Raw genomic sequence first — 12602 nt, forward strand, 5'->3', positions numbered from 1 at the left:
AGCCTGCCTGCCGGCCGCCGGCTCCAGCAGGGCGCGGCATTTTCGCGCACTGCAAGAAAGCGCTTATCAGTTGCCCACACACGCTGTTACTTTTGCCGCCGGGAACACGTCTACGTTCCCGTAGCCCACCCAACCTATGATGAGGAGCATCATGGCCAAGGCCGCCGACGTGGTAGTGCAATGTCTGGAAAATGAAGGCGTCGAGTACGTTTTCGGTATTCCAGGTGAAGAAAACCTCGACCTTCTCGAGTCTCTGCGCAAATCGCAGATCAAGCTGGTGCTGACCCGCCACGAGCAGTCCGCTGGCTTCATGGCCGCCACCTATGGCCGTCTGACCGGCAAGACCGGCGTCAGCCTGTCGACCCTGGGCCCCGGTGCCACCAACCTGGTGACCGCAGGCGCCTATGCCTACCTGGGCGGTATGCCCATGTTGATGATCACTGGCCAAAAGCCGATCAAGAAATCCAAGCAGGGCCGCTTCCAGATTCTGGATGTGGTCGGCATGATGCAGCCGCTGACCAAATACACCCATCAGTTGGCTTCCGCGGACAACATCCCGTCCCGCGTGCGTGAGGCCTTCCGTCTCGCCGAAGAGGAAAAGCCCGGTGCCGTGCACCTGGAGCTGCCTGAAGACATCGCCGCCGAACAGACCGACGTGCTGCCGATTCCGCGCAGCGTGCATCGCCGTCCGCTGGCCGAGCACAAATCCATCGAAGCCGCCGTGGCCAAGCTCAAGGCTGCGCGCAGCCCGATCCTGGTGATCGGTGCCGGTGCCAACCGCAAGATGACCGCCAAGGTCCTCAAGCAACTGATCGACAAGACCGGCATCCCGTTCGTTACCACCCAGATGGGTAAAGGCGTGGTCGACGAGCGTCACCCGCGCTTCCTGGGCAACGCCGCGCTGTCGTCCGGTGACTTCGTACACCGTGCGGTCGAGGCGGCCGACCTGATCATCAACATCGGCCACGATGTGATCGAGAAACCGCCGTTCTTCATGGTGCGTGGCGGGACCGAAGTGATCCACGTCAGCTTCCGTTCCGCTGAAGTGGACGCCGTGTATTTCCCGCAGATCGAAGTGATCGGCGACATCGCCAACGCTATCTGGCAGATCGGCGAAGCGCTGGATGCCGCGGCATTCGACGGTAGCGCACAGTGGGACTTCACCCGCCTGATGGCCATCCGTGAAGCCAACGAAGCGCAGATCGCCGAAGGCGCCGACGACGACCGCTTCCCGGTCTATCCACAGCGTCTGGTGGCCGACATCCGTCGTGCCCTGCCCAGCGAGGGCATCGTGGCGCTGGACAACGGCATCTACAAGATCTGGTTCGCGCGCAACTACAAGGCGCACAAGCCCAATACCGTCCTGCTGGACAACGCCCTGGCGACCATGGGCGCTGGCCTGCCGTCGGCCATGGCGGCGCACCTGGTCAACCCCAAGCGCCCGGTGGTCTCGGTGTGCGGTGACGGTGGCTTCATGATGAACAGCCAGGAGCTGGAAACAGCCGTGCGTCTGAACATGAACCTGACCGTGGTAATCCTGCGTGACGACGGCTACGGCATGATCCGCTGGAAGCAGGCCAACATGGGCTTCACCGATTTCGGCCTGGACTACGGCAACCCTGACTTCGTCAAGTACGCCGAAGCCTACGGTGCCCAGGGCCATCGCGTGGAAAGCGCCGAAGGCTTCCTGCCGCTGCTGGAGAAGTGCATCAGCACCCCAGGCGTTCATGTGATCGACTGCCCGGTCGACTACAGCGAGAACGACCGCATCCTCAACATCGAGCTGCGCGAGCGTAGCCTGGCCGTTTGATGATGCACCTCACCGACCGGGTGGGCGCGAGCGATCTCGTGCTCACCCGGTTGGCCTTCACCCCGCCCGTCTCAGCGGGCCGTGCCAGATTCCGCATAACCCTGTAGGCTCCCCCTCTCTCGATCCTTCATCGACCAGGAGCCGCTGTGGATCTGCGCCAACTCGAAGCCTTCGCCGCAGTCATGTCCGCCGGCAGTGTCACCGGTGCCGGGCAGATGCTCGGGCGTTCCCAGCCGACCATTACCCGCCAGATCCAGGAGCTGGAGCAGGAACTGGGCTTTGCCCTGTTCGAGCGCAGCGGCCCCAAGGTCACGCCGACGCAGAAGGCGTTCATGATGACCGCCGAAGTGGAAAGTGCCCTGCAGGGCGTGCGCCACGTTCAGCAGCGGGCGTCGAGCCTGGCGCGTGAAGAGAATCTCAGCCTGCGCCTGGTCGCCACCCCGGCGCTGGCGGCCGGCCTGCTGCCTTCGGCGCTGGCGCTGTTGCCTGAACCTCTGCAGGCCCAGCAGTTGCAGATCCACAGCCTGTCGGCCGAAGCGGCGGTGCAGGCGGTGCTGTCGAAGACCTTCGACCTGGGGGTGATCAGCCTGCCCCTGGAGCATCGTGGCCTGGAGCTGCACTGGATTGGCGAAGCCGCTTGCGTGGCGGTACTGCCCGCCGACAGCGAGCTGGCCGCTGAGCCTGTATTGAGCCTGGAGAAGCTCGCCAGCCAGACCCTGGTGAGCATTTCCAACCCATTCCGCTTCCGCCGCCGTATCGACAAGGCCTTCGCAGCAGCCGGCCTGGAGCCGGCGCATATTCTCGACACCAACACCTCGCTGATCGCCATGCAGATGGCGCGCGTCGGACTGGGCGTGGCCCTGGTCGACCCGTTCACCGCGTTCGGTGTGCCTTTGCAGGGGGTGGTGGTGCGGCCCATCGCTTGTAGCGTGCCGTTCTACTTCGGCCTGGTTTCAGCGTATGCCAGCCCGTTGTCTGAAGTGGCACGGGCGTTGGTCGAGGCGTTGAAGACCTCCTCGCAGGCGCTGCTGCCCGGCATGACCCTGCACCCGGCCAACCGTCATGACGTGTTGATGCAGGCCATCTACGCCAGTTGATCGGGCGGACAGCCGCGTAACCTCTATTTATTTCCAATTCGAATATTCATAGAGCCTTTAAGTCTTTGTGGCGATAACCGCACGCTCTTAGTATTCGTATGACAAATTGAATAGCTTTTAGTATTTGAAAAGCGGATGGTATGACCCAGGTCATGCTTTTCGTGCGTGGGGCCGACGCCTTCAGTCACGAGGCCATCTTTCCACCTTCATCGAGACTGCACACCCATGCCTGATACCCATACCCCCATCGGCTTGCCGGCCCTTGAGGCACGCTTGCGCGAAGACCTGGAATGGCTCGGCCTGCCCGCCCAACCCTGGGTCAAGACCCACCGCCATGGCGACACCGAGTTGCTCGACGTCGCCATCGTCGGCGCCGGCATGGCCGGCATGGCCGCTGCTGCCGAGCTGCGCCATCTGGGGGTGCGCAGTGTGCTGTTCGACCAAGCCGAGCCGGGCTTCGAAGGGCCGTGGGCGACCACCGCGCGCATGGAAACCCTGCGCTCGCCCAAGCAACTGGCCGGCCCGGCACTGGGGTTGCCTGCACTGACTTTCCGGGCCTGGTTTCAGGCGCAGTTCGGCCTGGAACAGTGGCAGGCGCTGGACAAGATTCCGCGCCTGCAATGGGCCGAGTACCTGCGCTGGTATCGCCAGGTGATGGGGCTGGACGTGCGCAACCGCCAGCGCATCGCCAGTGTGCAGCCCACCGGCGATGGCTTCGTGCGCCTGCGGGTGGAAACCCCGGACGGCCAGCAGGAACACCTGGCCAGGCACGTCGTGCTGGCCACTGGGCGCGATGGCATGGGCGGCCCCTGGGTGCCGGACCTGGCACTGCACTTGCCACGCCAGTACTGGGCGCATTCGGCCGATGGCCTGCAAGACGCGTGGTTCACCGGCAAACGGGTGGCGGTGATCGGGGGTGGTGCCTCGGCCATGGACGCCGCCGGCACGGCACTGGAAGCGGGTGCTGCCTCGGTGGACATGCTGGTGCGTCGCCGCGAACTGCCGCGCATCAACAAGGGCAAGGGCGCGGGCAGCCCCGGCATGACCCATGGCTACTGGCGCCTGCCCGATGCCTGGAAATGGCAGATCCGCGAGTACCTCAACCAGCAGCAGACCCCGCCGCCGCGTGGCAGTACCCTGCGCGTGGCCCGGCACGCCAATGCCCGGCTGTTGCTGGGCAATGCCCTGGAAGCGGTGCACCTGGACGAGCAAGGGCAGCTGCACGTGCGCACCTCGCAGGCCAACCTGGTCTACGACTTCATCGTCTTCGCCACCGGCTTTCGCACCGACCTGGACCAACGCCCGGAGTTCGCTCCCTTCGCCCCGCACATCCGTCGCTGGTCGGAGCGTTTTCCATTGCCGGCCGACAAGCTCGACAGCGAGGCAGCGCAACTGCCCGACCTGGGGCCGCTGTTCGAATTCCTGCCACGCGAGCCGGGCGCCTGCCCGGGGCTGGAGCGCATCCACTGCTTCAACTACCCGGCGGCGCTGACCTACGGCGGCGTGTCTGGCGACATTCCGGCGATCAGCGACGGCGCCAAACGCATCGCCCAGGGCCTGGCCGGGCAACTGTTCAACGAAGACATCGAACGGCATTTCGCCGATATGCAGCGCTACGATGAACCGGAACTGCTGGGTGACGAATGGCAGCCCGGCGAACTGCGCGATACGGAGCGGCGCACGTGACCGGCTGGCTGCTGCGCCGTATCGGCCAGGCCGCTCTGGTGCTGGTGCTGATGTCGCTGATCGTGTTCGTCGGTCTGAATGCCATCGGCAACCCGCTGGACATCCTCATCGGTGAAGACCTCAACCAGGCCGAACGCGCCGCGGCCATCGCCCGTCTGGGCCTCGACCAGCCACTGTGGCAGCAGTACCTGCATTTCGTCGGGGGCGCGCTGGACGGGCACCTGGGCAAGAGCTACGTGCATCACGAAGACGCCCTGCAACTGGTGCTGCAGCGCCTGCCGGCGACTTTCGAGCTGGCGCTGGTGGCCTTGCTGCTGGCGGTGCTGATCGGCGTGCCGCTGGGGTTGTTCGCTGGCCTGTACCCGGACCACCCGGTGTCGAAAATGCTCATGGCCACCAGCATCATCGGTTTCTCGCTGCCGTCGTTCTGGGTGGCGCTGATGCTGGTGCTGTTCTTCTCGGTGCACCTGGGCTGGCTGCCGGCCAGCGGTCGCGGCGAGACCCGCGAGCTGCTGGGTATCCAGTGGTCGTGGCTGACCCTCGACGGCTGGCAGCACCTGCTGCTGCCGGCGCTGAACCTGGCGCTGTTCAAGGTCTCGCTGATCCTGCGCCTGACCCGCGCCGGGGTGCGCGAGATCCTCCCCCAGGACTTCGTGCGCTTCGCCCGCGCCAAGGGCCTTTCGCCGCTGCGCGTGGTGCTCATGCACGTGCTGCGCAACACCCTGATCCCGCTGGTCACCGTGCTCGGCCTGGAACTGGGCTCGACCATCGCCTATGCGGTGGTCACCGAAAACATCTTTGCCTGGCCCGGTTCCGGCAAGCTGATCCTCGACAGCATCAATAACCTCGACCGGCCGGTGGTGGTGGCCTACCTGATGATCGTGGTGGTGATCTTCGTCACCCTCAACCTGATCGTCGATGTCCTGTACCGCGTGCTCGACCCGCGGGTTCGTCTGGAGGCTGCGCGATGAGCCGTGCCGTATCGATCGCGTCGCCCTGGCGGCGTGCCCTGGGTGACTTCTTCCGTGCGCCATCGGCCCTGCTGGGCCTGGCGCTGTTGCTGGGGGTGGCGCTGCTGGCCCTGCTGGCGCCGTGGATCACCCCGCAGAACCCTTACGACCTGATGCAGCTGGATGTGCTCGATGCCCGCTTGCCGCCGGGCAGCGAAAGCTCCAGTGGCGCGTTCACCTACTGGCTGGGCACCGATGGCCAGGGCCGTGACCTGTATTCGGCGATTGCCTACGGCCTGCGCATCAGCCTGGTGGTGGGCCTGGGCTCGGCACTGATCGCCGCCGTGGTTGGCACGGTGATCGGCCTGGTGGCCGCCTACGCCGGTGGCTGGGTGGATGCGCTGCTGATGCGCCTGGTCGACATGCTGTTGTCATTTCCCGGCATTCTCATGGCGCTGATGATCCTGGCCTGGCTGGGCAAGGGGGTGGGCAACGTGATGCTCACCCTGGTGGTGCTGGAGTGGGCCTACTACGCACGCACCGCGCGGGGCCAGGCGCTGGTGGAAAGCCGCCGCGAATACGTCGAGGCCGCCCGTGGCCAGGGCATCGACCGGGTACGCATCCTGCTCGGGCACATCCTGCCCAACTGCCTGCCGCCGCTGATCGTCATCGGCGCCCTGCAGATTGCCCGGGCCATTACCCTGGAAGCGACCCTGTCGTTCCTCGGCCTGGGCGTGCCGATTACCGAACCCTCGCTGGGTCTGCTGATTGCCAACGGCTTCCAGTACATGCTCGGCGACGAATACTGGATCAGCGTGTTCCCCGGCTGCGCCCTGCTGCTGACCATCGTGGCCATCAATCTGGTGGGCGACCGCCTGCGTGACGTACTCAACCCGAGGTTGCAGGCATGACCAGCGCCCCTCAAGTATTGCCGGCCACCCTCGACGTGCGCGGCCTGAGCGCCGCCTTCCAGACCCGCGACGGCCTGCTGCCGGCGGTGCGCGACCTGTCGCTGACCTTGCAGCCGGGGCGGATTCTCGGCCTGGTCGGCGAGTCCGGCTCGGGCAAGTCGGTCACCGGCTTTTCCATCCTCGGTCTGCTCGACAAGCCGGGGCGCATCACCGCCGGCGAGATCCTGTTCCAGGGCCGCGACCTGCGTCAGCTCAAGCCGCGTGAGCTGCGCGAGCTGCAGGGTGACCGCCTGGCGATGATCTTCCAGGACCCGATGATGACCCTCAATCCGGTGCTGCGTGTCGATACGCAGATGATCGAGGCGGTGCGTGCCCACCGCCGGGTCAGCCAGGCCGAGGCCCGAGAACTGGCGCGCAGCACCCTGGCGGCGATGGGTATCGCCAGCCCCGAAGAGCGCCTGCGTGCCTACCCGCATCAGTTGTCTGGCGGCATGCGCCAGCGGGTGGCGATTGCCATCGCCCTGTTGCACCGGCCGGACCTGATCATCGCCGACGAACCCACCACCGCGCTGGACGTCACCATCCAGGCGCAGATTCTTGCCGAGGTGCAGAAGCTGGTGCGCGAGCAGGGCACCTCGCTGGTGTGGATCACCCACGACCTGTCGGTGGTCGCCGGCCTGGCTGACGAAGTGGCGGTGATGTACGCCGGGCGCATCGTCGAGCAGGGGCCGGTGGACGCCTTGCTGGACAACCCGCAACACCCCTATACCCAGGGCCTGATCGACAGCCTGCCGAGCCGCAACAAGCGCGGCGAACGCCTGCGCCAGATTCCCGGCCTGGCGCCGTCGCTGGGCAATCTGCCGTCCGGCTGTGCCTTCGCCCCGCGTTGCCCGCGTGCCAGCCAGGCCTGCCAGGCCGAGCCGCCGCTGGAGCTGCTGGCCGGCGGGCGCAGCGTGCGCTGCTTCCACCCCGGCACCCGTGCAGGAGAACAGCATGCCCGGTGATATTCCCTTGATCGAATTGCAACAGGTCAGCAAGGAGTTCTCTTCCGGCCAGCCGGGCATCGCCGGACGTGCGCTGCAGCGCCTTGGCCTGGCCCGGCCACCGGCGCTAACCCGCGCCGTAGACAGCGTAGACCTGAGCATTCGGCGCGGTGAGGTGGTGGGGCTTGTCGGTGAGTCCGGGTGTGGCAAGTCCACCCTCGGGCGCATCGCCGCTGGCCTCAATGCGCCGACCCGCGGTCAGGTGCTGTTCGACGGACAGACCCTGGAGCAACGTCCGGCTGCCGAGCGCAAGGCGGCGCGCCTGAAGGTGCAGATGATCTTCCAGGACCCCTACTCGAGCCTCAACCCGCGCCTGCGCATCGACCGCATCGTGGGCGAGGGCGCACGCCTGCAAGGCCTGACCGATCGTGCCGGGTTCGACGACTACGTCAGCACCCAGCTGCAACGCGCCGGCCTCGACCCGGCCCTGCGCCTGCGTTACGCGCATCAGTTCAGCGGTGGCCAGCGCCAACGCATCGGCATTGCCCGGGCCCTGGCGGTACAGCCCGAGGTGCTGGTGTGCGACGAATCGGTGGCGGCACTGGACGTGTCGATCCAGGCGCAGATCCTCAACCTGTTCATGGACCTGCGCGAGCAACTGGGCCTGACCTATCTGTTCATCAGCCATGACCTGGGCGTGGTCGAGCACCTGTGCGACCGCGTGGTGGTCATGTACCTGGGGCGGGTGGTGGAGCAGGCCACGGTCGAAGACCTGTTCGCCCGCCCCAACCATCCCTACACCCAGGCCTTGCTGGCGCAGATTCCGCGCTTCGAGCAGCGTCGCAGCCAGTACACGCCGATCCAGGGGGAGATGCCCAGCCCCCTGGCGCCGCCGTCGGGTTGTCATTTTCACCCCCGTTGTCCGTATGCCAGTGCGCGCTGCCGCGAGCAGGCGCCCCCTCTGCAACAGGTGGCGCCGGGGCACTTCAGCGCTTGCCATCTCAATCACGCCGTATGAATGAGGACCGCTCCTTGAAACCCTTACTGACCAGTGCATTGACCCTGGCCCTGCTGAGCGCAGGGCATGCCGTGGCCGCTGACGCCGACAAGACCCTGCGCATCGCCTACGCCGACCCGGTGTCGTCCCTCGATCCGCAACTGAACAACCACGCCGGTGACCGCTCCATCGCCCTGCACAATTTCGAATCGATCGTGCAGCGTCGTGACGACGGCCTGCATCCGGGCCTGACCAAAAGCTGGGAAACCAAAGACCCGCTGACCTGGGTGCTGCACTTGCGTGACGACGTGAAGTGGCAGGACGGCAAGCCGTTCACCGCCGACGATGTGGTGTTTTCCGTGGAGCGGGCGCGCAACGTGCCGGGCAGCGTGGCGTCCTATGCCGCCGGCCTGCGCACCGTCGAGAGCATCAGCGCCCAGGATGCGCATACCGTGGTGATCAAGACCAAGGTGCCCAACCCCTTGCTGGTCGACAACGTCGACACGATCTACCTGGTCAGCCGCCATGTGGGCGCGGGCGCCAGCAGTGAGGATTACAGCAGCGGCAAGGCAGCGGTGGGTACCGGTCCGTACAAGCTGGTGTCCTACGCGCAGGGTGACCGCGCGCTGTTCGAGCGCAACGATGGCTACTGGGGACCGAAGCCGGCCTGGGCCAAGGTCGACTACCGCTACGTTCCCAACCCAGCCGGGCGCACCGCCGCGCTGCTGGCCGGTGACGTGGACGTGATCGACAAGGTTTCGCCCAGCGACGTGCAGAAACTCGGCAAGACGCCAGGTGTGAAAGTCTTCGCCTACCCTGGCCTGCGGGCGCTGATCATCCAGCCAAGCTTCCGCGAAGGCCCCAACGAATTCATCCGCGACAACGCCGGCAAGCCACTGGCGCAGAACCCGCTGCGTGACGTGCGGGTGCGCGAGGCTCTGTCGCTGGCGATCAACCGCAAGGCCATCGTCGAGCGCATCCTGCAGAACACCGTCACCGAGGCCAACCAATGGATGCCGGCCAACACCTTTGGCTACAACCCCGACGTCAAGGACATCCCCTTCGACGCCAAGAAGGCCAAGGCCCTGCTCGCCGAGGCGGGTTATCCGGAAGGGTTCCAGCTGAGCGTCCATGTACCGGGCGACCGCTACCCGCAGGCCCCGGAGGCCATGCAGGCGGTGGCGCAGTTCTGGGCGCGCATCGGCATCAAGGTCGACCTGCAGGTGGTGCCATGGTCGGTGTACGCCAGCCGTGCCAACAAGAACGAGTTCGCCATCAGCGTGATTGCCTGGGGCAACGGCACGGGTGAAGCCAGCTACGGCCTGACCAACATCCTCGCCACGGCGGATGCCGGCAAGGGCCTGGGCATGTCCAACTGGGGCCGCTACAGCAACCCTGAGGTCGACCGCGACCTGGAAAAGGCCACTGCAGAATTCGACAACGCCAAGCGCGAAGCCATCCTGCGTGATTCGGTCAAGCGCGTCAGTGACGACGTTGGCATCCTGCCGCTGTTCCACTACCAGAACATCTGGGCCGCCCGTACGGGTCTGAAAGTCGTGCCATGGCTCAGCGACCGCACCGCCGCGCTAATGGTCAGCGAAGAGCCGGCCGGCGGAGCCAAGCCTTGATCGAACTGAGCGTCAGTCCGGCCAGCGGTCTGCTCGACGAGCCACGACACGTCCGGGTCGTGGGGCTGGCGCCGGGGCAGCGCATCACCCTGACCGCCCGCACCCGGCGCGGCCACGGCGTGGGCTGGATCAGCCGGGCGCAGTTCGTCGCCGATGCACAGGGCCGCGTGGACCTGCAGCGTGATGCGCCGGTGGCCGGCGACTACCAGGGTGTCAGCGCCCTGGGTCTGCTGTGGAGCCAGAAGCCCGAGGGCCAGCCGGCCAGTGCTGCGGTGTTCCCGGATGACCTTCTGCAGCCACTGCAGACGCATATCACCCTGGATGGCAGCGAGGTGGCGGCCACCCTGACGCAGTACCTGGCCGGCGCGGGCGTGAGCCGTCACGAGGTACGTGAAGACGGCCTGGTGGGCACGCTGTTCCTGCCCGCCGGCCCAGGGCCGCATCCGGCGGTGATGGTGCTCAACGGCTCCGGCGGCGGCATCAACGAGCCACGGGCGGCGCTCTACGCTTCGCGTGGCTATGCGGCGCTGGCGCTGGGTTACTTCAAGGCACCAGGCCTGTCGGACTACATCTCCAACACCCCGCTGGAGTACTTCGAGCGGGGCCTGGACTGGTTGCGCCGTGAAGTGCGGCCAGCCCACGACTTCGTCGCCCTGAGCGGCCAGTCGCGTGGCGGCGAGCTGGTGCTGCTGCTCGCCAGCCTGTTCCCCGAGAAAGTCTCGGCGGTGATCGGCTACGTGCCCAGCGCCTTGGTCCACGGTGGCCAGGCGGCGGCCGACCCCGTCGTGGGCCGCGACGGCCCGGCCTGGCTGTACCGCGGCCAGCCGCTGGTGCACCTGTGGAACGACAACCGCACCGCCAGCTGGCAGGCCCGTGATGCCGGGCAGCGCAATGCGCTGTCGATGCTCAGCGCCCTAGATGACCCCGAAGCCGTGGCGCGTGCGCGCATTGCGGTGGAGAAGATCCAGGGTCCGGTGCTGTTGCTGTCTGCCGGCGACGATGCCGCCTGGCCGTCCGACCTGTTCTCGCGCATGGTCAGCGAGCGCCTGGCGCAGTTCGAGCACCCCTGGCCGGTGCAGCACCTGGATTTCCCGCAGGCCGGGCATAGCATCCTGTTGCCATTCATTCCGTCCACCTACAGCCAGGACGGCACGCCCGCCGCCAATGCCGAAGCCAACCAAGGCTCCTGGCAGGGCGTCCGTCAATTCCTGCAAGACGCCGTGGCCGCGCGCCAGGCAAGCCTGGAGACCCACCCATGAGTTCCCCTGCCAACGATCTGATCGACAGCCTGGTGCTGCAAGCGGACAGCCACCTGCGCGAAGTTCGCCAGGCACGCAGCAAAGTCACCCTGGCCACCCAGGCCAGCCATGAACTGTTGTTCGCCGCCGACCTGCCCGGCAGCCTGAGCGTCGAGACCCGCCTGCTGGTGGCGCTGTACGGCAGCCTGTTGAGCCGTCAGGCGCAACTGGCGGCGTACTATCGCCAGCGCCTGGTCGAGCTGAACACCGCTGCCGTGCTGCTCGCCGCCGTGGAGCAAGACCACCTGGCCGCCATCGACGACCTGCTGCTGCGCCGTGTGCTGGGCTATACCCGTACGCTGATCCTGGCGCCGAAGGAGGGCGACCGCGCTGCCCTCGATGCCCTGCGCGAGGCTGGGCTGAGCCCGCTGGACGCCGTCACCCTGGCGCAGTTGATCGCCTTCATTTCCTATCAGGTCCGGCTGACCGCCGGCCTCGCCGCCCTGCAAGCCCTGGGAGCCGCCCAATGAGCCAGATCATCCGCGACAACGGCTTCACCAACGAAACCCTCGGCTGGGCCTCCTGGCTGCCGATCGTCGACCCGGAGCAGGCCAGCCCGGAACAATTGGAAGTGCTCAAGGAAAGCCACCCCAAGGCGATGACCAGCGAGTACTACCTGACCCTCATCCATCAGCCCGAAGTGCTGCGCCAGCGCTCGCTGGTGTTCAACGCCATCATGTACGCCCCCGGCGGCCTGCCACGCTACGAGCGCGAACTGGCCAGCACCGTGGTGTCGCGGGTCAACCACTGCGTGTACTGCGCCTCGGTGCATGCCCAGCGTTTCGAGCAACTGGCCAAGCGTAACGAAGTGGTCGCCGAAATCTTCGCCGACCCGGCCACGGCAGGCGGCAACCCGCGCGAGCAGGCGATCATCCGCTTCTCCATCGAGCTGACCCTCGACCCCGGCGCCATCGGCCCCGAGCACTTGCAGCCGCTGCGTGACGTCGGCCTCAACGACGGTGAAATCCTCGACCTGATCCAGGCCGTGGCCATCTTCGCCTGGGCCAACCGCCTGATGCTCAACCTTGGCGACCCGGTCTACTCGCCAGAGTCAGCCTGACGCCGAGAGCGGTCGCTAGGGTTCTGGCCGCAACTGTTCAATTACGTGCCTGCCGGCTTTTGTTGGGGCGAGCTTGCTCGCGAAAAGCTGGCAAGGCCGCTGCATTGGCTGTGAACGTGACGAAGCCATCGCGAGCAAGCTCCAACAGGTTCGGGAAAACCTGCACAACACGCTACCGGCCA

At 66.4% G+C, this 12602-nt stretch carries 11 protein-coding genes; all 11 read left to right on the forward strand.

The features are described 5' to 3' along the window. The first annotated feature begins 151 nt into the window (after positions 1-151). The 11 genes from QZ497_RS20875 (at position 152) to QZ497_RS20925 (ending at position 12420) form a co-directional block, all read left to right on the forward strand. Entirely contained in the window at positions 152-1810 is a 1659-nt protein-coding gene (locus tag QZ497_RS20875) for an acetolactate synthase large subunit (protein WP_295479057.1), read from the forward strand. A gap of 146 nt (positions 1811-1956) precedes the next feature. Further along, a complete protein-coding gene (locus tag QZ497_RS20880) occupies positions 1957-2907 on the forward strand; it encodes a LysR substrate-binding domain-containing protein (protein ID WP_295479059.1) in 951 nt (316 codons plus the stop codon). Positions 2908-3132: 225 nt separating this feature from the next. After that, complete coding sequence (locus QZ497_RS20885) at positions 3133-4593, forward strand: NAD(P)/FAD-dependent oxidoreductase (protein WP_295479061.1); 1461 nt, start codon at positions 3133-3135, stop codon at positions 4591-4593. Continuing rightward, positions 4590-5564 (forward strand): ABC transporter permease, encoded by a 975-nt coding sequence (locus QZ497_RS20890; protein WP_295479064.1) that lies wholly within the window; start codon positions 4590-4592, stop codon positions 5562-5564. The genes QZ497_RS20885 and QZ497_RS20890 overlap by 4 nt, the downstream gene beginning before the upstream one ends. After that, positions 5561-6454 (forward strand): ABC transporter permease, encoded by an 894-nt coding sequence (locus tag QZ497_RS20895; protein ID WP_295479067.1) that lies wholly within the window; start codon positions 5561-5563, stop codon positions 6452-6454. Before QZ497_RS20890 ends, QZ497_RS20895 begins: the two co-directional genes overlap by 4 nt. Continuing rightward, positions 6451-7458: an ABC transporter ATP-binding protein gene (locus tag QZ497_RS20900; protein WP_295479070.1), complete on the forward strand. Its 1008-nt coding sequence runs from the start codon at positions 6451-6453 to the stop codon at positions 7456-7458. The genes QZ497_RS20895 and QZ497_RS20900 overlap by 4 nt, the downstream gene beginning before the upstream one ends. Further along, positions 7448-8455: an oligopeptide/dipeptide ABC transporter ATP-binding protein gene (locus tag QZ497_RS20905; RefSeq protein WP_295479073.1), complete on the forward strand. Its 1008-nt coding sequence runs from the start codon at positions 7448-7450 to the stop codon at positions 8453-8455. Before QZ497_RS20900 ends, QZ497_RS20905 begins: the two co-directional genes overlap by 11 nt. Positions 8456-8469: 14 nt before the next feature. Beyond that, on the forward strand, positions 8470-10062 hold the full coding sequence (locus QZ497_RS20910) for an ABC transporter substrate-binding protein (protein WP_295479076.1): 1593 nt from the start codon (positions 8470-8472) through the stop codon (positions 10060-10062). Beyond that, positions 10059-11321, forward strand: a complete 1263-nt coding sequence (locus QZ497_RS20915) for an acyl-CoA thioesterase/bile acid-CoA:amino acid N-acyltransferase family protein (RefSeq protein ID WP_295479079.1) — start codon at positions 10059-10061, stop codon at positions 11319-11321. Before QZ497_RS20910 ends, QZ497_RS20915 begins: the two co-directional genes overlap by 4 nt. Beyond that, positions 11318-11830 carry a CMD domain protein gene (locus tag QZ497_RS20920; RefSeq protein ID WP_295479082.1) on the forward strand — a complete coding sequence of 171 codons (513 nt, stop codon included), beginning with the start codon at positions 11318-11320 and terminating at the stop codon, positions 11828-11830. The genes QZ497_RS20915 and QZ497_RS20920 overlap by 4 nt, the downstream gene beginning before the upstream one ends. Further along, positions 11827-12420, forward strand: coding sequence for a peroxidase-related enzyme (locus QZ497_RS20925; protein ID WP_295479085.1), 594 nt, complete (start codon positions 11827-11829; stop codon positions 12418-12420). The genes QZ497_RS20920 and QZ497_RS20925 overlap by 4 nt, the downstream gene beginning before the upstream one ends. Positions 12421-12602: the final 182 nt, after the last annotated feature.

This window comes from uncultured Pseudomonas sp., assembly GCF_913777995.1.
Classification (GTDB): Bacteria; Pseudomonadota; Gammaproteobacteria; order Pseudomonadales; family Pseudomonadaceae; genus Aquipseudomonas.

What these genes read in the sequence shown, in the direction of transcription:
- QZ497_RS20875 (WP_295479057.1), top strand. Translation starts at nt 152, where the DNA reads ATGGCCAAGGCCGCCGACGTGGTAGTGCAATGTCTGGAAAATGAAGGC.
- QZ497_RS20885 (WP_295479061.1), top strand. Translation starts at nt 3,133, where the DNA reads ATGCCTGATACCCATACCCCCATCGGCTTGCCGGCCCTTGAGGCACGC.
- QZ497_RS20895 (WP_295479067.1), top strand. Translation starts at nt 5,561, where the DNA reads ATGAGCCGTGCCGTATCGATCGCGTCGCCCTGGCGGCGTGCCCTGGGT.
- QZ497_RS20900 (WP_295479070.1), top strand. Translation starts at nt 6,451, where the DNA reads ATGACCAGCGCCCCTCAAGTATTGCCGGCCACCCTCGACGTGCGCGGC.
- QZ497_RS20905 (WP_295479073.1), top strand. Translation starts at nt 7,448, where the DNA reads ATGCCCGGTGATATTCCCTTGATCGAATTGCAACAGGTCAGCAAGGAG.
- QZ497_RS20920 (WP_295479082.1), top strand. Translation starts at nt 11,318, where the DNA reads ATGAGTTCCCCTGCCAACGATCTGATCGACAGCCTGGTGCTGCAAGCG.
- QZ497_RS20925 (WP_295479085.1), top strand. Translation starts at nt 11,827, where the DNA reads ATGAGCCAGATCATCCGCGACAACGGCTTCACCAACGAAACCCTCGGC.